The 17,730-nt window shown below is 69.3% G+C and carries 19 protein-coding genes; 12 read left to right on the top strand and 7 right to left on the bottom strand.

Annotated elements, in window-relative coordinates; all coding sequences use genetic code 11:
- The 4 genes from LF262_RS08160 (at position 1) to LF262_RS08145 (ending at position 5,024) form a co-directional block, all read left to right on the top strand.
- On the top strand, positions 1 to 1,152 hold the full coding sequence (locus LF262_RS08160) for a histidinol-phosphate transaminase (RefSeq protein WP_235779803.1): 1,152 nt from the start codon (positions 1 to 3) through the stop codon (positions 1,150 to 1,152).
- Between the two features lie 192 nt (positions 1,153 to 1,344).
- The gene (pdhA, locus tag LF262_RS08155; protein ID WP_235779802.1) at positions 1,345 to 2,598 is read left to right on the top strand and encodes a pyruvate dehydrogenase (acetyl-transferring) E1 component subunit alpha; all 1,254 of its coding nucleotides are present in this window, start codon (positions 1,345 to 1,347) and stop codon (positions 2,596 to 2,598) included.
- The gene (locus LF262_RS08150; protein WP_235779801.1) at positions 2,598 to 3,578 is read left to right on the top strand and encodes an alpha-ketoacid dehydrogenase subunit beta; all 981 of its coding nucleotides are present in this window, start codon (positions 2,598 to 2,600) and stop codon (positions 3,576 to 3,578) included. Before pdhA ends, LF262_RS08150 begins: the two co-directional genes overlap by 1 nt.
- Positions 3,579 to 3,587: 9 nt before the next feature.
- Positions 3,588 to 5,024, top strand: a complete 1,437-nt coding sequence (locus LF262_RS08145) for a dihydrolipoamide acetyltransferase family protein (protein ID WP_235779800.1) — start codon at positions 3,588 to 3,590, stop codon at positions 5,022 to 5,024.
- 6 nt (positions 5,025 to 5,030) lie between these two features.
- On the opposite strand, the gene LF262_RS08140 is transcribed toward LF262_RS08145, so the two are convergent.
- Positions 5,031 to 5,555 carry a ferritin gene (locus tag LF262_RS08140; protein ID WP_235779799.1) on the bottom strand — a complete coding sequence of 175 codons (525 nt, stop codon included), beginning with the start codon at positions 5,553 to 5,555 and terminating at the stop codon, positions 5,031 to 5,033.
- Positions 5,556 to 5,723: 168 nt separating this feature from the next.
- Between LF262_RS08140 and LF262_RS08135 the strand changes: the two genes are divergently transcribed.
- The 4 genes from LF262_RS08135 (at position 5,724) to catC (ending at position 8,820) form a co-directional block, all read left to right on the top strand.
- Positions 5,724 to 6,353: a phosphatase PAP2 family protein gene (locus LF262_RS08135; protein WP_235779798.1), complete on the top strand. Its 630-nt coding sequence runs from the start codon at positions 5,724 to 5,726 to the stop codon at positions 6,351 to 6,353.
- Positions 6,354 to 6,424: 71 nt separating this feature from the next.
- Complete coding sequence (locus LF262_RS08130) at positions 6,425 to 7,414, top strand: LysR substrate-binding domain-containing protein (RefSeq protein WP_235779797.1); 990 nt, start codon at positions 6,425 to 6,427, stop codon at positions 7,412 to 7,414.
- The gene (locus tag LF262_RS08125; RefSeq protein WP_235779796.1) at positions 7,411 to 8,511 is read left to right on the top strand and encodes a mandelate racemase/muconate lactonizing enzyme family protein; all 1,101 of its coding nucleotides are present in this window, start codon (positions 7,411 to 7,413) and stop codon (positions 8,509 to 8,511) included. Before LF262_RS08130 ends, LF262_RS08125 begins: the two co-directional genes overlap by 4 nt.
- Positions 8,512 to 8,541: 30 nt before the next feature.
- Complete coding sequence (gene catC / locus LF262_RS08120) at positions 8,542 to 8,820, top strand: muconolactone Delta-isomerase (RefSeq protein ID WP_235779795.1); 279 nt, start codon at positions 8,542 to 8,544, stop codon at positions 8,818 to 8,820.
- On the opposite strand, the gene LF262_RS08115 is transcribed toward catC, so the two are convergent.
- The 3 genes from LF262_RS08115 to LF262_RS08105 all read right to left on the bottom strand — a co-directional run bounded on the left by LF262_RS08115 (position 8,813) and on the right by LF262_RS08105 (position 11,503).
- Positions 8,813 to 10,213 carry a dihydrolipoyl dehydrogenase family protein gene (locus LF262_RS08115; RefSeq protein ID WP_235779794.1) on the bottom strand — a complete coding sequence of 467 codons (1,401 nt, stop codon included), beginning with the start codon at positions 10,211 to 10,213 and terminating at the stop codon, positions 8,813 to 8,815. The genes catC and LF262_RS08115 overlap by 8 nt on opposite strands.
- A gap of 32 nt (positions 10,214 to 10,245) precedes the next feature.
- On the bottom strand, positions 10,246 to 10,794 hold the full coding sequence (locus LF262_RS08110) for a carboxymuconolactone decarboxylase family protein (RefSeq protein WP_235779793.1): 549 nt from the start codon (positions 10,792 to 10,794) through the stop codon (positions 10,246 to 10,248).
- An 88-nt stretch (positions 10,795 to 10,882) separates the two neighbouring features.
- The gene (locus LF262_RS08105; protein WP_235779792.1) at positions 10,883 to 11,503 is read right to left on the bottom strand and encodes a TetR/AcrR family transcriptional regulator; all 621 of its coding nucleotides are present in this window, start codon (positions 11,501 to 11,503) and stop codon (positions 10,883 to 10,885) included.
- A 102-nt stretch (positions 11,504 to 11,605) separates the two neighbouring features.
- On the opposite strand from LF262_RS08105, the gene LF262_RS08100 reads away from it, so the two are divergent.
- Positions 11,606 to 12,829: a beta-ketoacyl-[acyl-carrier-protein] synthase family protein gene (locus LF262_RS08100; RefSeq protein ID WP_235779791.1), complete on the top strand. Its 1,224-nt coding sequence runs from the start codon at positions 11,606 to 11,608 to the stop codon at positions 12,827 to 12,829.
- Between the two features lie 21 nt (positions 12,830 to 12,850).
- Here LF262_RS08100 and LF262_RS08095 read toward each other — a convergent pair whose 3' ends face one another.
- Positions 12,851 to 13,129, bottom strand: coding sequence for a hypothetical protein (locus LF262_RS08095; protein ID WP_235779790.1), 279 nt, complete (start codon positions 13,127 to 13,129; stop codon positions 12,851 to 12,853).
- A 281-nt stretch (positions 13,130 to 13,410) separates the two neighbouring features.
- Here LF262_RS08095 and LF262_RS08090 point away from each other — a divergent pair, with 281 nt between their 5' ends.
- Complete coding sequence (locus tag LF262_RS08090; RefSeq protein WP_235779789.1) at positions 13,411 to 14,367, top strand: helix-turn-helix transcriptional regulator; 957 nt, start codon at positions 13,411 to 13,413, stop codon at positions 14,365 to 14,367.
- Between the two features lie 119 nt (positions 14,368 to 14,486).
- The gene (locus LF262_RS08085; protein ID WP_235779788.1) at positions 14,487 to 16,091 is read left to right on the top strand and encodes an AMP-binding protein; all 1,605 of its coding nucleotides are present in this window, start codon (positions 14,487 to 14,489) and stop codon (positions 16,089 to 16,091) included.
- Here the strand turns inward: LF262_RS08085 and LF262_RS08080 are convergent.
- The gene (locus LF262_RS08080; protein ID WP_235779787.1) at positions 16,075 to 16,467 is read right to left on the bottom strand and encodes a helix-turn-helix transcriptional regulator; all 393 of its coding nucleotides are present in this window, start codon (positions 16,465 to 16,467) and stop codon (positions 16,075 to 16,077) included. The genes LF262_RS08085 and LF262_RS08080 overlap by 17 nt on opposite strands.
- Positions 16,468 to 16,806: 339 nt before the next feature.
- Between LF262_RS08080 and LF262_RS08075 the strand changes: the two genes are divergently transcribed.
- Complete coding sequence (locus LF262_RS08075; RefSeq protein WP_235779786.1) at positions 16,807 to 17,346, top strand: VOC family protein; 540 nt, start codon at positions 16,807 to 16,809, stop codon at positions 17,344 to 17,346.
- A gap of 8 nt (positions 17,347 to 17,354) precedes the next feature.
- On the opposite strand, the gene LF262_RS08070 is transcribed toward LF262_RS08075, so the two are convergent.
- Entirely contained in the window at positions 17,355 to 17,630 is a 276-nt protein-coding gene (locus tag LF262_RS08070) for a YciI family protein (RefSeq protein ID WP_235779785.1), read from the bottom strand.
- Positions 17,631 to 17,730: the final 100 nt, after the last annotated feature.

Below are 17,730 nucleotides of genomic sequence, written 5' to 3'. Positions count from 1 at the left end.
ATGACTTCACCGCTGAACGAGCAGGACGGCACCACGCCCGCCGTCGAAGCCGGGACCACGGGCGTCACCCCTCGACCCGTGATGGACCGGCTCCCCAAGTACGTCGCCGGACGCCCACCTGCACCCGTGGAGGGCCTGACGAGCTACAAGCTGTCCTCAAACGAGAACCCGCTCGCGCCGCTTCAGGCCGTGACCGACGCGATCGTCCACGAGTCGCGCATCAACCGATACCCGGATGCGGTGGCCACCCGGTTGCGGAACGCACTGGCAGGCTTCCTCGGCGTCCCGGCGGACGACATCGTCACCGGCGGGGGCAGCCTCGGCGCCCTGAATCAGATCCTCGCGGCCTTCGCCGGCCAGCAGGACGATGGCACGCAGGACGAGGTGGTCTATGCATGGAGGTCCTTCGAGGCCTACCCGATCTCGGTGGGGCTCGCGGGCGCCAAGAGCATCCAGGTCCCCGTCCTGCCCGACGGCCGGCACGACCTCGACTCGATGGCCGCGGAGGTCACGGATCGCACCCGCGTGATCCTCTTGTGCACGCCGAACAACCCCACCGGGCCCGCCCTGCGCCGCGAGGAGACCGAGCGCTTCATCCAATCGGTCCCAGGCAATGTCCTCGTTGTCATCGATGAGGCCTACCAGGAGTTCGTCCGCGACCCGGAGGCCGTGGACGGGATCGAGCTCTACCGCAAGTACCCGAACGTTGCCGTCCTGAGGACGTTCTCCAAGGCCCACGGCCTCGCGAACCTGCGCGTCGGCTACTCGGTGTCCCACGCGGACGTGACCCAGTACCTGCGCGTCGCCGCTGTCCCGTTTGCCGTGTCCTCCGTCGCCGAGAGCGCGGCCATCGCCTCGCTCGAGAACTACGAGGCCGTTGTAGGAAGGGTACAAACGCTCGTCGACGAGCGGGATCGCGTCACGGCTGGTCTCCGAGACCTCGGCTGGGACGTCCCGGATGCACAGGGCAACTTCGTCTGGCTCGCACTGGGCGAGTCGACACCGGAGTTCGCCGTGCAGGCAGCCGCCCGGGCCCTGTCCGTCCGCGCCTTCGGGGCTGAGGGCGTGCGCGTGAGCATCGGGGAGACCGAGGCGAACACCCGCTTCCTCGAGCTCTGTAGGTCCTTCACAAAGGTCTCACAGGCTTCCTAGAAGGAATCGACTTCGCGGTGGTCCGGGATCACTGGGTAGAGTAACTCTGGGCCGCCGCCTATATGCTGTATCTGGAATGAATGCTCCGAAGGGAATACTTCGGCAATGCCCTTCCCAGAAGACGCGGCAGAAGCTGCGGGCCCCGCCCGGCTCCCCCCGGGCTGGTCATCAGACGGCAGGCGAGGAGGCGGTATGGGAGTCGAATTGCCCACTACCGAGTTCAGCGACATCCCCGATGAGCTCTGGCTCGAGCTCGAGACGCACGCCCATGAAGGCACAGAGGGCCACGGCGAGATGATCCAGCTTCTGGACGAGGAGGGCCGCTTCCGGTCCGACTCGAAGCTCGCCGGGCTAATCGGCGAGCTCGGCCCAGATGCCCTGCTCGGCATGTACCGCGACATGGCGATGATCCGGCGCTTCGACGCCGAGGCCACCGCCCTCCAGCGGCAGGGTCAGCTCGCCCTGTGGGTCCCCCTTCGGGGCCAGGAGGGGGCACAGATCGGCTCCGGCAGCGCAACCCGGGCCCAGGACTACATCTTCCCGTCCTACCGCGAGCACGGTGTGGCGCTGACCCGCGGGGTGGACCTCGCCGAGCTCCTGCGCCTGTTCCGTGGCCTCTCGAACGGCGGCTGGGACCCGCGGGCCACGGGCTTCCACCTCTACACCATGGTGCTCGCAGCCCAGGTTCCGCACGCTGTCGGGTACGCGATGGGTATCCAGCGCGATGCGGCCCGTGCAGCGGCCAAGGGCGCCGCGGACGGCACCTCCCGCGGCCAGGCCGCGGTGGATCCCGCCGCCGTCGTGGCGTACTTCGGCGACGGGGCAAGCTCTGAGGGCGACATCCACGAGTCCATGGTCTTCGCCGCGAGCTTCAAGGCCCCGATCGTCTTCTTCTGCCAGAACAACCAGTGGGCCATCTCGGTTCCCGCCGAGGTGCAGTCCCGCGTCCCGCTGTTCAATCGGGCCAAGGGCTACGGCTTCCCTGGCGTGCGGGTTGACGGCAACGACGTCCTCGCCGTCCACGCCGTGACGCAGTGGGCGCTGGCACGCGCTCGGAACGGCAAGGGGCCCGTACTGATCGAGGCCTTCACCTACCGGCTCGGTGCCCATACCACCGCGGACGACCCGACGAAGTACCGCCTCAGCGATGAGGAGAAGTCCTGGGCTGCGAAGGACCCCGTAGCCCGGTTCGAAAAGTACCTCCGCGCCGAGGGCATCGCCGACGAAGCCTTCTTCGCCCAGGTTGCCGCGGACGGCGACGCGCTCGCCAGCCAGGCACGCCACGACATCCTGGACTTCGCCTCCCCGGATATGCAGGAAGCCTTCGCGCATGTCTATGCCGAAGCGCACCCGCTTGTCGCCGAGGAGCTCGCATGGCACCGCGAGTACCAGGCCGGCTTCGCGGACCAGCCGGCCGTGCAGCAGACCACGGAAGGCGGCCGCTGATGCCAACGATGACCATCGCCAAGGCGATCAACGAGGGCCTGCGTGCAGCCCTTGAGCAGGACGAGAGCGTCCTGCTCATGGGCGAGGACATCGGCACCCTCGGCGGCGTCTACCGCGTGACCGAAGGCCTCAAGTCGCAGTTCGGCGGTGATCGGGTCGTCGACAGCCCCCTGGCCGAATCGGGGATCATCGGCACGAGCGTCGGCCTGTCGCTGCGCGGCTACCGCCCGGTCGCCGAGATCCAGTTCGACGGCTTCGTGTTCCCGGGCTTCAACCAGATCACGACTCAGCTTGCCAAGCTGCACGCCCGCAGCAACGGCCAGCTCACCGTCCCCGTGACCATCCGTATCCCGTACGGCGGTGGGATCGGCTCGATTGAGCACCACTCGGAGTCGCCGGAGGCCCTGTTCGCCCACACGGCGGGACTGCGCATCATCACCCCGTCCAATGCGCATGACGCGTATTGGATGACCCAGCAGGCGATCGCCTGCGAGGACCCCGTCATCGTGTTCGAGCCCAAGCGGCGCTACTGGCTCAAGGGCGAGGTCAATACCGAGGACCCTGGCGCGAGCGGGGACCCGTTCCGTGCCCACGTGGTCCGCGAGGGGACGGACGCGACCATCGTCGCCTACGGCCCCCTCGTGCCCGTGGCCCTCGCCTCGGCAGAGGCGTCCGCCCAGGACGGCCGGAGCGTCGAGGTCCTCGACCTGCGCTCGATCTCCCCCATCGACTTCGACGCGGTGGTCGCCTCGGTGACGAAGACAGGCCGCCTCGTGATCGCCCACGAGGCGCCGACCTTCGGCGGGATCGGCGGCGAGATCGCCTCCCGCGTCTCCGAGAGGGCGTTTCTCTCACTCGAGGCGCCTGTGATCCGCGTCGGCGGGTTCCACATGCCCTACCCCGTGGCGAAGGTCGAGGGCCAGTACCTCCCGGACATCGACCGCATTCTCGAAGCCCTCGACCGCGCCTTCGCGTACTAGGAGCAGCCCGTGACGCAGCAGCCAGCGACACCGCAGACCTTCACCCTCCCCGACGTTGGCGAGGGCCTCACCGAGGCCGAGATCGTCTCGTGGAAGGTCCAGCCGGGCCAGACCGTCGCGATCAATGACGTCCTGTGCGAGATCGAGACCGCCAAGAGCCTCGTCGAGCTCCCGAGCCCCTATGCGGGCATGGTCGTGGAACTTCTGGCCCCTGAGCACCAGACCATCGAGGTGGGGACTCCGATCATCACGATCGGTGAGGCGGCGGGCGCACCGCACGACGGCGCGGCCGCACCTTCCGGCGCCCCGACCTCGCCTTCCGCTCCCGTCGCCGCAGATGCCGAGGCCCCGGTGCCGGTGATGCAGGAGCCGGGTGTCGAGAGCGGGCCTCTCGTCGGATCGGGCCCGAAGGCCGATGCCGTCAAGCGCCGCCCCAGGAAGGCAGCCGCACCCGCGCCCGCTAAGGCACCGGCGCCCGCTCCTGCCCCTGGCGAGGCTCCCCAACCCGTGGCGACCGAACCCGCTCCGTCGGGCAACGCCGTCGTCGGACTCCTGGCGCGCGTGCTGGCGAAGCCGCCCGTGCGCCGCATCGCGAAGGAACTCGGCGTCAATCTCGCGGAGGTCCCCGCCACGGGGGCCCGGGGCGAGGTGACGCGGGCGGACCTCGAGTCGTACCAGGCGCAGCGCGAGCGCGAGCAGGACGGTGCCCGCAAGTTCTGGACCCACGACCGGGCCCATCAGGAGCAGCACATCGAGGTCATCCCGGTGCGCGGTGTGCGCAAAGCGACCGCGAAGGCCATGGTGGACTCGGCGTTCAGCGCGCCGCACGTGAGCATCTTCGTGGATGTGGACGCGTCGAGGACGATGGAGTTCGTCCAGCGGCTCAAGAAGTCCCGCGACTTCGAGGGCGTGAAGGTCTCGCCCCTGCTCATCCTCGCCAAGGCCGTGATCTGGGCGGCGGCGCGGAACCCGAGCGTCAACTCGGAATGGGTCACTGCCCCGGGCGGGGACGAGATCCACATCAAGCACTTCATGAACCTCGGCATTGCGGCCGCGACGCCGAGGGGCCTGCTCGTGCCCAACATCAAGGATGCCCAGGACCTCTCCCTCAAGGAGTTGGCCATCGCGCTCAACGAACTCGCTTCCACGGCCCGCGCCGGCAAGACCAGGCCCGCGGACATGACCGGCGGCACCATGACGATCACGAACATCGGCGCACTCGGGATCGACATCGGCACGCCGATCATCAACCCGGGCGAGGTGGCAATCGTCGCGTTCGGCACCATCAAGCAGAAGCCGTGGGTCGTCTCAGGCGAAGTCATCCCGCGCTGGATCACGACCCTCGGCGGCTCTTTCGATCACCGGGTGGTCGACGGCGACCTCTCCGCGCGCTTCATGGCGGACGTCGCCGCCATCATGGAGGAGCCGGCGCTGCTGCTGGACTGAGTCCCTTCAGAGGGTTCCGCCTGCAGCACTGGGGGCGTTGGGGTCTCGGCCGTGGTCTCCGATCGCTTCGCGGGCAACATAGTTCTCGAGGTCGAAGAGGTTGTTCTCGGCCCTGCGGGCTACGTTCAGGAGCGTGGCCATGGACGCAACTTCTTCGACCTGCTCCTTGAGGAACCAGAGCATGAACTGTTCCCCGAGCGCGTCCTCCTCGGCTCTCGCGGCCCGGAAGAGGTCCTTGATCCGGGTCGTGACCTCCTCCTCCTGAGCCAGGGCCAGGGTGAGGGGTTCGGTGGCGTCGCCGAAGTCGTTGCGGACCTCTCCGACGGCCGGGATGTGAACAGGGAGGTCCCGGTCCAGCATGTATTGGACCATCATCATGGCGTGGTTCCGCTCTTCGAGCGACTGGCGGTAGAAGTGTGCCGCAAGACGCGGCAGGTCACGATCCGCATACCAGACGGCGACGGCGATGTACTGGTGCGAGGCAGTGAATTCGTTGGCGATCTGCTCGCCGAGCATGTCGTTGAATCCCATGCCGCTACCATCGGTACTCGCGCCCTGCTGGTCAATGGTCCAGCGCTCTTTTCGTTGTCTGACCGCCAGCGCCACGAGGAAACTCAGCAGTCGACCGGCGCTCGGCGACCCACGGCGGCGGGAACGGCGCGCGAACGCACGACGGCTCCGCCGTGAAACACTGGAACCGTGCTGAGCCGTCCTCGCCCCGCGACTGCAGCGTCCCAGCAGGGGCGGCCCGCGGTGGTCGCCCGTGTGCTCAGCGAGGTGTTCCAGCCGCCCTTCACGGTGGGGGCCGCACTGCTGCTGAGCCCGGGCGGGAGCCCGGGCTGGCCGGGGACGTGGTGGTTCGGCGCGATTGCGGCCCTGTTCACGTGCGTGCTGCCGTTCGCGATCCTCCTCGGGCTCGTGCGCGCCGGGAAGGTCGTGGACCATCATGTGAGCGAGCGGTCCCAGCGCGCGCCCGTGCTCGCGATGTCCATTGTGTGCGTCCTGGCCGGCCTCGTCCTGCTCGTTGTCCTTGGCGCCCCGCCCTCCGTCGTCGCGATGGTGGGCGCGCTCATCGCGGGGATCGCGGTCCTGGCGGGCGTGAGCCTCTGGTGGAAGGTCAGCGGGCACGCCGCCTCCGTCTCAACGGCGGCGGTCGCCATGCTCTTCCTGTTCGGCGCGGCGTGGTGGCCACTGCTGTTCGTCGTGCCGGCGGTCGGCTGGGCGCGCGTGGCGCTGCGCGCCCACACTGTCGCCCAGGTCATCGCAGGAGCGCTCTTCGGACCGCTCGTGATCGTGGGCCTGTGGCAGATTCTTCTCAGGCTTCAATAAGACTCAAAAAGTCCGAATAATGGTCTAATGCATATTTCCTCAACCTAATCTTCGGACCTACGCTGGTCACCATGGAGACACGACACCTGCGATATTTTGTCGCCGTCGCCGAGGAGCGCCACTTCGGGCGCGCCGCCCAACGCCTCCATATGGCCCAGCCGCCCCTGTCCCAGCAGATCAAGCAGCTCGAGGAACAGCTTGGCACCCCGCTGTTCGAGCGGACCACGCGTAAAGTCGAACTGACCCCGGCAGGCGAACTCCTCCTCGAGCGCGGTCGGCGCATCCTCCAGGACCTCGAAGAGCTCGAGTCGGACGTGGCACAGGTCGGGGCGGGCGCCTCGGGCGTACTCCGTGTGGGACTCGCGGGCTCGGCCACCTACCGCCTCCTGCCCCCGCTCGTGCAGAGGGTCCGCAGCGAGATGCCGGGCCTGAAGCTCACGGTGCGCGGTGAGATGCTCACCCCGCAGATGGTGGTGGACCTCGAGGAGGGCAGGCTCGACGTCGCCGTCCTGCGGCCACCAGTCAACTCGCCGGACATCGAGCTCGTCTACCTCGAGCAGGACCGCCTCGTGGCCGCACTTCCCGCCGAGTCGCCGTGGGCGCAGCACGCCCAACTGGACCTGGCGGAGCTCGCGGGGGAACCGTTCGTGGGCTATCCCGCCCAGTCAGTGGTGACCCGGATCTTCCGCGACGCGTGCCGCCGCGAGGGTTTCATCCCCAAGGTCGTCCAGGAGGCGGCCGAGACCTCGACGCTCCTGGCCCTTGTCGCGGCGGGGATGGGCATCGGCCTCGTTCCCATGACCACGCATCGCTTCGCGTTCGAGGGCATCTCCTTCAGGCCAGTGCGCAGCGCGCCCTCGGTGGACCTCGCCGTCGCCTGGCGCGGAGGCGAGAAGACCCCCCTCGTCCGCCGCTTCCTGACGCTCTTCGACACCGTGCCTGCTCCCGGGCCCGCCCGACCCGAGCCCACCGCCCAACCCGCGGACGACGGCGAGACCTCACCACGCGCCGTCGTCCGCACCGCACCCGTTGCCGCACCCCACCTAGGAGACCGCGCATGAAGATTGAGCGCATCGAAGCCATCCCGTATTCGATCCCCTACACCCACCCGCTGCGCTTCGCGAGCGGCGAGGTGCACGCGGCGGAGCACGTACTGATCCGGGTCCACACCGACGAGGGGCTCGTGGGAACCGCTGACGCGCCTCCGCGCCCGTACACGTACGGCGAGACGCAAGCCTCGATCATCGCGGTAGTGCGGGACATCTTCGGCCCGCAGCTGGCCGGGCTGGATCCCCTCGACCGGGAGAAGGCCCAGCAGATCATGCGCCGGACCATCCACAATGACACCGCGAAGGGCGCAGTCGACATCGCCCTGTGGGACCTCATCGGCCAGTCCCTCGGAACACCCGTGCACCAGCTCTTAGGCGGGTACGCGGACGGCATGCGGGTTTCCCACATGCTCGGATTCCGCCCGGCTGCGGAGCTGCTCGAGGAGGCCCAGCGGTTCCGCGAGCAGTACGGCATCACCACGTTCAAGCTCAAGACCGGCCGGCGCCCGCTGGGCCTCGACGTCGAGGCCGTGCACGTGCTGCGCGAGGGCCTGGGCGAGGAGGTGGAGATCTATCTCGACGCCAACCGCGGCTGGACGGCCAACGAGGCGCTCGAGGTGCTGCGCCGCACCGAGGGCATGGGCCTGACCGCGCTCGAGGAGCCGTGCGATGCCTCGGAGGCCCTCAGCCGCCGCCGTCTTGTGCAGCACTCGGCCATCCCGATTGTGGGGGACGAGTCCGTCCCCACCCCCGGGGATGTCTCCCGCGAGCTCCTCTCGGGCGGATGCAACGCGATCTGCATCAAGACTGCGCGCAGCGGCTTCACCCAGGCCACCGAGATCCTCGGGCTCTGCACCGGCCTCGGTGTGGACGTGACCATGGGCAACCAGATCGACACCCAAATCGGCTCCCTCGCGACCGTCACGTTCGGGGCCGCCCACGAGGCGAGCCAGCGCCGCGCCGGCGAGCTCTCCAACTTCCTCGACATGGCAGACGACCTGCTCGCCGAACCGCTGGTGATCCGCGACGGCGTGATCCGCGTCCGCGAGACGGCGGGCGTGGGCGCCGTGATCGACGAGGACAAGCTCGCACGCTACCGCCAGGACTGACACGACCCCACCGAAGGAGAGAGCCTCCACATGCTGTTCATGGCCCGCATGGACGTGACGTTCCCGCCCCACCTCACCCCCGAGCAGGTCGCGGACTTCCAAGCCCGCGAGAAGGAGTACTCGGGCGGCCTCCAGCGCTCGGGGAAGATGGCCGGGATCTGGCGGATCGTGGGCGAGTACGCGAACCACTCGCTGTTCGACGTCGAGTCCAACGACGAGCTCCACGAGATCCTCTCGGGCTTCCCCATGTACCCCTACATGAAAATCAAGGTCACCCCGCTGGCGAAGCACCCGAACTCGATCAGGTGAGCTCCTCCGGGAGCTTCTTGACGGCGTCCTCGATGGCCCGGTGGAACGTGGGGTACGCGTAGACCATGTCCCTCAGCCGGGCCAGCGGCGTACGCTCGTGGACCGCGAGGGTGAGCATGGAGAGCACTTCGCCTCCCGCTGGGCCGGCCGAGGTCGCGCCGACCAGGATGCGCCGCTCAGCGTCCGCGACGAGCTTGATGAACCCCCGGTTGCCCGACTTCTGGATCCAGCCCCGGGTGGAATCAGGAATCTGGGACACGGCGGTGGCCACGGACACGCCCTGCTCCCGCGCCTGCTTCTCGGTGAGCCCGACGGCGCCGACCTCCGGGTCCGTGAACGTCACCCTGGGCACGGCCCGGTACTCGGCGGCGACGGTCTCGTCGCCGAGGATGTGGGCGGCACCGATCCCGGCCTCGTACATCGACATGTGGGTGAACGCGCCGTGGCCGGTGATGTCGCCGACCGCGTAGACGCCCTCGGCGATCCGCATCTGCGGGTCGGTCTCGAGGGTGTGCTTCGTCGTGTCGACGCCGATCGAGCCCAGGCCCAGGCCGTCGAGGTTCGTTCGGCGGCCCGCGGCCACAAGGAGGCGCTCCGCCTTCAGCTCGGTGCCGGCCGCCCGCACGGAGAAGCCCGCGTCGTCGTGCGTCACGGATTCCGCGGCGGCACCCGTGTGCACGTCAATCCCCTCGTCGGCGAACACCTCGGCTACGAGCGCGCTCGACTCGGGCTCCTCCGGCGAAAGGATCCGCTCGGCCGCCTCGAGCACCGTGACCCGCGTCCCGAAGCGCGAGAAGGCCTGGGCGAGCTCGAGTCCGACCGCCCCGCCGCCGAGGACGAGCATGGACTCCGGAGCCTGGGTCACGGCGACGATCTCGCGGTTCGTCCAGAAGGGGGTGTCCGCGAGGCCCTCGATCGGCGGGACCGCCGGGTCGGTCCCGGTGTTGATCAGGATCGCCCGCGAGGCCTCGAACTCGCGGTCGCCAACCGTCACGGTTCGAAACCCGGTGACCCGCGCGGTGCCGCGGACAAAGTGCCCACCGGCCTTTTCAAAGCGCTCGACAGCGACCGCATCGTCCCAGGAGTCCGTCGCCTCGTCGCGGATGCGCTTCGCGACGGGCGCGAAGTCTGCCCTCACCTCGGACCCGCCGGCCAGGCCCGGGACGCGCCGCGCCTCCGCGAGCGCGTCCGCCGCCCGGACCATCATCTTGGTGGGGATGCACGCGTAGTAGGGGCATTCGCCGCCCACGAGGTTCTTCTCGATGCCCACCACGGTGAGCCCGGCCTGCGCGAGCTGCCCCGCCGCCGACTCGCCGCCGGGGCCCATGCCGATCACGATCACGTCTGCTTGTTCGGCCATCGCCGGTTCCTCCCTGTCCGCTGCTGTGGACATGTCTGTGTCCTGCATTGCTGAATCGGCGGCTGCTAGGTCTGGAGAGGCGGGGCCGCCGGCACGTCGAGCTCGGTGCCGGCGTAGTGGTTGAAGTAGTTGGTGAACATGTTCGCCATGACGTAGGTGAAGGCCTCCGCGAGGTCCGATTCGGTCCATCCGGCCTCGAGCGCGGCCTGCCAGACGGGCTCGGGCACGTAACCGGACTGGGCGGCTGCCGCACGGCTGACCTCGGTGATGGCAGCGAGCTTCGGGTCGAAGTCCACCTCACCGGCGCGGATCGCGAGCATCTCCTCGTCGCTGAGCCCGGCGCGGCGCCCCGAGGCCGTGTGCGAGGCCTGGCAGTAGTCGCAGCCGTTCTGATTCCCCACGGCCAGCGCGATCGCCTCCTTGATGCGCGCATCGAAGGTGCCGTGCTCGGCGATCGCTTTTTGAATGCCGCTGTACGCGGCGATCACGGCAGGCGCGTGCGCCATCTCGGCGTGGATGTTCATCAGCCGTCCCATGCGCCGCTCGAGCTTTTCCGCGTACGGGCGGGAGGTCTCGGGGGCGTTCTCGACGGTGTGGACTGGGATGCGGGTCATCGGTTCTCCTTCGCTGGCTTCAGGTACCTGATACCCACTTCATCCGATTCGCCCCCATACCGGGCGACCACGGATCTGCGGCACCGGGTCAGGCAGGCTCGCGGATTGTCAGCGTGCCCGCGAGGTCGAGGTCTGCTTGCGTGCCGGGGTAGCCGGACTCGGCGATGAGGATCGCCCCGAAGGCCGCGGCCCAGAACGTCTTGACCTCCTGCCGGGGGCTGCGGTCGATCCGCCAGCCGCGCACCGCCAAAACGTTCTCGAGGTGGTGCTCGGAGATGCGGAACAGAAGGCTCAAGTGGCCCTTGACCACGGGGCCGAGCTTGGGCTTGGCCCGCGCGAGCGCGACGGCGCTGATCACCACGGGGAGCGACGGGGTCACGAGTACCGTCCGGGCGATGGCGCGCCGGAACGCCTCGGCCGTTGAGAGCCGGGCGCCGACGCCCTCGATGCGCTCCGCATCGCGGAGGAGCAGTGCGAACGCGGCGTGGACGAAGAGCGAGTCCTTGGAGCCGAAGTGGTACGTGATCTGGTTCGGGAAGACGCGGGCGGCGGTTGCGATCTGGCTGACCGTGACCGAATCGGCGGGGCGCGCGGCGAACAGGGCCGCGGCGGCGTCGACAATCCGTTTGCGGGTCGCCGCGCTCTTGCCCTTGCGCGGGCCCAAGAGGCGGCGGGCAGTTGCTGCGGCGCGAGTCTCGACTGAACCCATGGATGAATTGTATGCTGTACAATCAATGACTCTTCTTGTATTGCATACAAGCTTGTATCCCATACAAGCACAGGGGGAGGATTCTTCTACCAGAGGACAACCGTGGGGAACACCGAGATCGTCATCACCGGCATGGGCGCCACCACGCCGCTCGGAGGTACGGTGGCCGAGCTCTGGGAGGGAATGCTCGCCCTTCGCTCCGGCGTGCGCACCCTCACGGACCTAGGCTTCGACGCCACACTCCCCGTCCACATCGCGGGCAGGCTCGCCGTCGAGCCCGAGCACGCCATGCCGCCCGTCGAGGCCCGTCGCCTCGACCGTAGCCAGCAGGCAGCTGTCGTCGCCGCCCGGGAAGCGTGGGCCGATGCCGGTGCGCCGGAGGTCGACGGCGACCGGCTCGCCGTCGTGATCGGTACCGGGATCGGCGGGGTGCAGACCCTCCTGGCCCAGGACGACGTCCTCGAGGCCGCAGGCTCCCGCCGGGTATCGCCGCGCACCGTGCCCATGCTCATGGCCAACGCGGCCGCGGCCCAGCTGAGCATCGAATTCGGCGCGCGTGCCGCGGCGATGTCCCCGGCCTCCGCGTGCGCCTCGGGCGCTGAGGCGATCGTCCACGCCGCCCGGCTCATCGAATGCGACGAGGCCGATATCGTGATTGCCGGCGGCGCCGAGGCCGCCATCACCCCGCTGACCATCGCCGGGTTCGCACAGATCGGCGCCCTCTCGAAGGACGAGGGCGACCCGCAGGCCGCGTCCCGCCCATTCGACGTCAACCGCACCGGGTTCGTGCTCGGCGAGGGGGCCGGCGTCGTGATCCTCGAGCGCGCCGACCACGCCCGTGCGCGCGGCGCCCGCACCCGCGCCGCGCTGTCCGGCTACGGAATTACCGCGGACGCGTTCCACATCACCGGTACGGACCCGGCGGGCGTCGGCCAGATCAAGGCGATCCGCAAGGCCCTCCGCAAGGCGGACGTCGCCCCCGCGGACGTCCAGCACGTGAACGCCCATGCGACCGCGACGAGCGTGGGCGACGTGAGCGAGGCCCTCGCCGTCCGCGAGGCCCTCGGTGACCATGCCGCCGTGACCGCGCCCAAGGGTGCGCTCGGCCACCTCGTCGGGGCGGCCGGCGCAGTCGAGGCGATCATCACCGCCCTCACCATCGAGTCTGGCGTCATCCCCGCGACCCGCAACTTGGACCACCTCGACCCGGAGATCGACCTCGACGTGGTGGTCGGCGCCCCGCGCGAAACCCGCGTCCAGGCGGCCATCTCGAACTCGTTCGGGTTCGGCGGCCACAACGTGAGCCTCCTGCTCACCCGCGTGTAGGCGCGGCTGGCCGCGGAGCGCTCACCAGAGCCGCGGCTGGTCCATCAGGAGCCTGCGCCGCACCTCGTCCCGTTCGGCGTCGAAGCCGGCCTCCCGCTCGGCCGCCTCGTGCCACACGCGCACGACGGCGCGCACCGCCCGCCGTGGCCAGCTCGCCCCTGCTCGGGGCTCGCGGGGGAGTGGCGTGGCCGCGCGGGCGCTGCGGATCGCGGCGAGCTCGCGCTCGACCGCCTCCTCGAGTGAATCGAACTGCGCGTCCGTCAGGCGTGGCGCATGGAAATTCGTGGATACAAAGCTCATGGTGTGCCGTCCTGTATGAGTAGCGTCCGTTGGAGGGATGGTGCGTCCGTGGTCCACCCGGTACGCGACCGTTCGTGATGACATGACCCTCAACCTTCTGTTTCGCTGTCCCGCATCCAGTCTCCCGGTGGGTCAGGACAGCATCGGTCCGCTGCAGAAACACGATATATCGCGTCTAATGGAATCAAGATATATCGCGTTTTCCCCGTCTTCAAGAAGTGACGGAGAGGTGCTTTCAATCAGGACAGATTCTGTCCGTCTCCGTGGGTGATGATGGAGGCATGAATGACACCACCCAGCGGGTGCTCAGCCTCCTGAGCCTCCTGCAGTCGCGCCCCGTGTGGACCGGGGCGGAGCTGGCGGAGCGACTCGGCGTGACCACGCGAAGCATTCGGCGCGACGTGGACCGCCTGCGGGGGCTCGGCTATCCCGTCCGCGCTGAGCACGGGACGGGTGGTGGGTACCAGCTCGGCGCGGGCAAGGCCCTTCCCCCGCTCCTGCTCGACGACGAGGAGGCCGTCGCGGTCGCGGTGAGCCTGCGCCTCGCCGCGGGCGGAACGGTTGCGGGACTGGGGGAGGCTGCCGTCCGCTCGCTCGCCAAGCTCGACCAGGTTCTGCCAGTACGGCTGCGCGCCGAGGTCAAGGGTGTCATCGACGCGACCGTGAGCCTCGACGGGCCGGTCACATCCGTGGATGCGGATGTCCTCGTAGCCCTCGCCCGTGCGATCCGCACCCCCGAGCGGGCAACATTCGACTACACGAAGCCCGGCGGCGAGCGCTCGGAGCGGCGCGTGGAACCGTACCGCCTGGTCGCTGCAGCCCGCCGGTGGTACCTCATGGCCTGGGACCTCGACCGCGAGGACTGGCGCACGTTCCGCCTCGACCGCATGGCCGCCGCCCGCGGGACCGGCTGGCGATTCAAACCGCGTGAGGCGCCGGACGCCCTCGAGTATGTCCAGGCGGCGATCACCCAGGCGCCGTACCAGTTCGTCGCCAAGGTCCGCGTCCACGCGCCCGCACACCAGGTCGCCGAACGGGTCCCGACGACGATGGCCGTGGTGGAGCCCGACGCCGAGTACGGCAGCGAGGCGTCGATCCTCACCGCGGGCGCGGACGATCTCGACTACTTGGCGTACCACGTGGTCCGGCTCGGGTGGCCCGTGACCGTGATCGAGCCGCCGGAGCTGCGGGACACCATGCGCGTGCTGGCCGAGAGGCTGACAGCTGCAGGAGCGTGAGGGGCGCTACCCGCGGGTAACATTTGCCTTCCACCTCTTGCCCCCGGGCGCCCGGAAACCGAGGATGGGCACACGAGGCGAGCGCCGCCGTCGTGCGCTGCAGCCAGCTAAGGAGAGCCATGTTCGCGAGCCCCTACCCCGACGTCGAGATCCCGGAGGTCACCCTCTACGAGTACCTGTTCGGCGGGATAGCCCCGGAGGACCTGGACCGGGTGGCCATCGTGGACGGCACGAGCGGGGCCACCACCACGTACCGTGACCTGACAGCGCGGATCGACGCGCTAGCGGGCTGGCTCGCCGGCCAGGGGGTAGGACCTGAGACCACGCTCGGCATCCTGTGTCCGAACATCCCCGCGTTCCCGGTGGTGTTCCATGGGGTGCTGCGCGCCGGCGCGGTGGTCACGACGATCAACTCGCTCTACACGTCCGCGGAGATTGCGCGACAGCTCACCGACGCGGGGGCCACCTGGCTGTTCACCATCTCGCCGTTCCTGGACCGTGCCGAGCCCGCCGCGCAGGAGGCCGGGATCCCGCCGGAGCGGATCGTGGTGCTCGACGGCGGCCCCTCGCCGTCCGGCGCGGTGCACCCCTCGCTGGGCGAGGCGGTGTCCGCCGGGCTTCCCGCGCCGGACGTCCACGTCGACCCGCACGGCGTCGCCGTCCTGCCATACTCGTCCGGCACGTCGGGTACGCCCAAGGGCGTCATGCTGAGCCACTACAACCTCGTGGCCAACGTGGCCCAGGGGCGGCCGCTGTTCGGCATCACCGACCAGGATACGATCCTCGCCGTGCTGCCGTTCTTCCACATCTACGGCCTCACGATGCTCGTCAATGCCGCGTTCCTGCATCGCGCCCGGCTCGTCACGATGCCCAAGTTCGATCTGGCCGAGTTCCTGCGCATCACCCAAGACCACCGCTGCACCTACCTGTTCATCGCGCCGCCCATAGCGGTGGCGCTCGCGAAGCACCCGCTCGTGGACCAGTACGACCTCTCGAGCGTCCGCGTGGCGTTCTCCGGTGCGGCCCCGCTTGACGCGGACCTCGGCAATGCCGTCGCGGCGCGACTGAACTGCGTCATGATGCAGGGCTACGGCATGACAGAGATGAGCCCGGCCTCGCACATCATGCCCCTCGCCGAGGCCCGCCGGCTGCCGGTGAGCTCTGTAGGGTTCACGATTCCGAACACGGAGTGCAAGCTCCTGGACCCTGCGACGGACGAGGAGATCCCCGTGCCGACCACGGGAGTGAGCGCCCCGGGCCAGCTCCTCGTGCGGGGTCCGCAGAACATGGTCGGCTACCTCAACCGGCCAGACGCAACAGCCGCGACTGTCGACCCCGACGGATTCCTCCGCACCGGGGATATCGCCACGGTCACCGCCGAGGGCGTCGTGACCATCTCGGACCGGCTCAAGGAGCTCATCAAGTACAAGGGCTACCAGATCGCCCCCGCCGAGCTCGAGGCCGTGCTGCTCACTCACCCGCAGATCGCGGATGCGGCCGTGATCGGGATCCGGGCGGAGGACGGCGAGGAGGTTCCGAAGGCGTTCGTCGTGCCGCAGGCGCGAGATACCGCGCGGGACGAACTCAGCGCCGAGGACGTCATGGCGTTCGTGGCCGAACATGTGGCGCCGTTCAAGAAGGTCCGGGTGGTCGAGTTCGTCGACGCGATCCCGAAGTCCTCCTCGGGGAAGATCCTGCGGCGGGAGCTCAGGGCTCGGGCGTAGGGATCTGACCCCTCAAGTCAGGGACGGCTGCCGCGTACTCGCGCGGGGTCATGCCGAGCACCGCGCGGAAGTCCCGCGTGAGATGGGGTTGGTCCGCGTAGCCGAGCTCCTGCGCCAGGTCCGCGAGGGCGGCATCCGGCTCGGCGCGGAGCCGCTCGGCCGCCATCTGGATGCGCCGACGCCGCATGATCGCCGCCGGGGTGGGCCCGAAGAAGTCCGCGGCGAGGCGCTCGAGCGTGCGCACGGACGCGCCCATCGCCGCCGCAAGGTCGGGCACGCGCAGCAGGCCGGGCTCGGAGTCCGCGAGCTCGGCCATCCGGTTTGCCTCGAGCCCCCGCGCGTCCGCGGCCGGCATCCGCTCGACGACCCAGCGCACGACGGCGCCGCTCGCCTCTGCGTGCCGCTCTGCCGGATGGACGCCGCCGTCGTGGGTCCGTAGACGGCGAGCCGGGCCGGCTCGGCGACGATGTTGAGCGCGGGGTAGGTCAGTGCTGCCTGACGCAGCACCTCGCCGGGCGGAAGGTCCCATTCGACGATCCAGGTGTGTCGTACGGCGTGCGCGGCCCAGGCGGGCGGGGCGATGCGTGTGATCGGGGCGCGCGGGTCCGGGGTCAGCTCGCCGCGCGAGGTGGGCTTCACACCGGACAGCCTAGGCCCGGCACACTGGCGCGAATGTTCAAGCACCCGGCCGGGGTCCCCGCATAGCGTGGGGTCCATGAGCGAAGAGACCCAGACCGACGAGACGCAGACCCAACCCGCTGACGGCAAACACACTGTGAACGGCACCCCCCGAGGCTCGACGTCGCTGACACCGTTCATCGTCGTGAACCGCGCTTCGGACGCGATCGGATTCTACGAGGAGGTGTTCGGCGCGACGCTTCTCTCCCGCACCGACTTCCCGGGGCCGGACGGCGCGCCGGTCGTGGCGCATGCGGTCCTCGACTTCGGCAACGGCCGCCTCGAACTCGGTGATGCGAACCCCGAGTACCATCTGGTGCTCCCACCCGCCGGGGAGGGCGACTGCTTGTCCCTGGCCGTGTACCTGCCGGACGTCGACGCCGCGGTGCAGCGCGCCGTCGAGCGCGGGGCTACGGTGCGCGAGCCCGCAACGAACTTCGTCTCGGGCGACCGGTTTGCGAGCATCCGCGACCCATTCGGCATCCGCTGGTCCATCATGACGCGCGTCGAGGACCTCTCCGACGAGGAGGTCAAGGCCCGCATCGAAGCATGGGCGGCGTCCATGCAGAACGGCTGAGGGCTGGGCTACCCGAACCGCACCGGGTCCCAGTCGAGCACGTGCGGCTCGGCGAGGCCCTCGGTCACGAACGGGTCGGAGGCCACGAAGCGCTCGGCCTCCGCCCGGTTCGTGAACAGCCCCATCGACCCGGCGACCGGGTTGGGTGGGAACGGCCCGAGTGCGAGGAGGCCGCCGCCGTCGGCCTCGAACTGCTGGTAGTACGCCTTGTGGCGCGGGTACGCCGCCATGACCTGGGCGCGGTCCACGCCCTCGCGCATCCGGTACAGAACAACGGACTCCATGCCGGGATCGTATCTCCGCACTGAGTCCGTTGGTGGGCTGGCGCCCAAGTTCATGCTGGACTCGCTGTTCGTGATGCTCCCGCCAGATTGGGGAATGCCG

The organism is Sinomonas notoginsengisoli, assembly GCF_021554725.1.
Taxonomy (GTDB): domain Bacteria; phylum Actinomycetota; class Actinomycetes; order Actinomycetales; family Micrococcaceae; genus Sinomonas; species Sinomonas notoginsengisoli.
This window is presented reverse-complemented; position numbering and strand designations above follow the sequence as displayed.

What these genes read in the sequence shown, in the direction of transcription:
- LF262_RS08160 (WP_235779803.1), top strand. Translation starts at nt 1, where the DNA reads ATGACTTCACCGCTGAACGAGCAGGACGGCACCACGCCCGCCGTCGAA.
- pdhA (WP_235779802.1), top strand. Translation starts at nt 1,345, where the DNA reads ATGGGAGTCGAATTGCCCACTACCGAGTTCAGCGACATCCCCGATGAG.
- LF262_RS08150 (WP_235779801.1), top strand. Translation starts at nt 2,598, where the DNA reads ATGCCAACGATGACCATCGCCAAGGCGATCAACGAGGGCCTGCGTGCA.
- LF262_RS08140 (WP_235779799.1), bottom strand. Translation starts at nt 5,555, where the DNA reads ATGGGATTCAACGACATGCTCGGCGAGCAGATCGCCAACGAATTCACT.
- LF262_RS08130 (WP_235779797.1), top strand. Translation starts at nt 6,425, where the DNA reads ATGGAGACACGACACCTGCGATATTTTGTCGCCGTCGCCGAGGAGCGC.
- LF262_RS08125 (WP_235779796.1), top strand. Translation starts at nt 7,411, where the DNA reads ATGAAGATTGAGCGCATCGAAGCCATCCCGTATTCGATCCCCTACACC.
- catC (WP_235779795.1), top strand. Translation starts at nt 8,542, where the DNA reads ATGCTGTTCATGGCCCGCATGGACGTGACGTTCCCGCCCCACCTCACC.
- LF262_RS08115 (WP_235779794.1), bottom strand. Translation starts at nt 10,213, where the DNA reads ATGTCCACAGCAGCGGACAGGGAGGAACCGGCGATGGCCGAACAAGCA.
- LF262_RS08110 (WP_235779793.1), bottom strand. Translation starts at nt 10,794, where the DNA reads ATGACCCGCATCCCAGTCCACACCGTCGAGAACGCCCCCGAGACCTCC.
- LF262_RS08105 (WP_235779792.1), bottom strand. Translation starts at nt 11,503, where the DNA reads ATGGGTTCAGTCGAGACTCGCGCCGCAGCAACTGCCCGCCGCCTCTTG.
- LF262_RS08095 (WP_235779790.1), bottom strand. Translation starts at nt 13,129, where the DNA reads ATGAGCTTTGTATCCACGAATTTCCATGCGCCACGCCTGACGGACGCG.
- LF262_RS08090 (WP_235779789.1), top strand. Translation starts at nt 13,411, where the DNA reads ATGAATGACACCACCCAGCGGGTGCTCAGCCTCCTGAGCCTCCTGCAG.
- LF262_RS08085 (WP_235779788.1), top strand. Translation starts at nt 14,487, where the DNA reads ATGTTCGCGAGCCCCTACCCCGACGTCGAGATCCCGGAGGTCACCCTC.
- LF262_RS08075 (WP_235779786.1), top strand. Translation starts at nt 16,807, where the DNA reads ATGAGCGAAGAGACCCAGACCGACGAGACGCAGACCCAACCCGCTGAC.
- LF262_RS08070 (WP_235779785.1), bottom strand. Translation starts at nt 17,630, where the DNA reads ATGGAGTCCGTTGTTCTGTACCGGATGCGCGAGGGCGTGGACCGCGCC.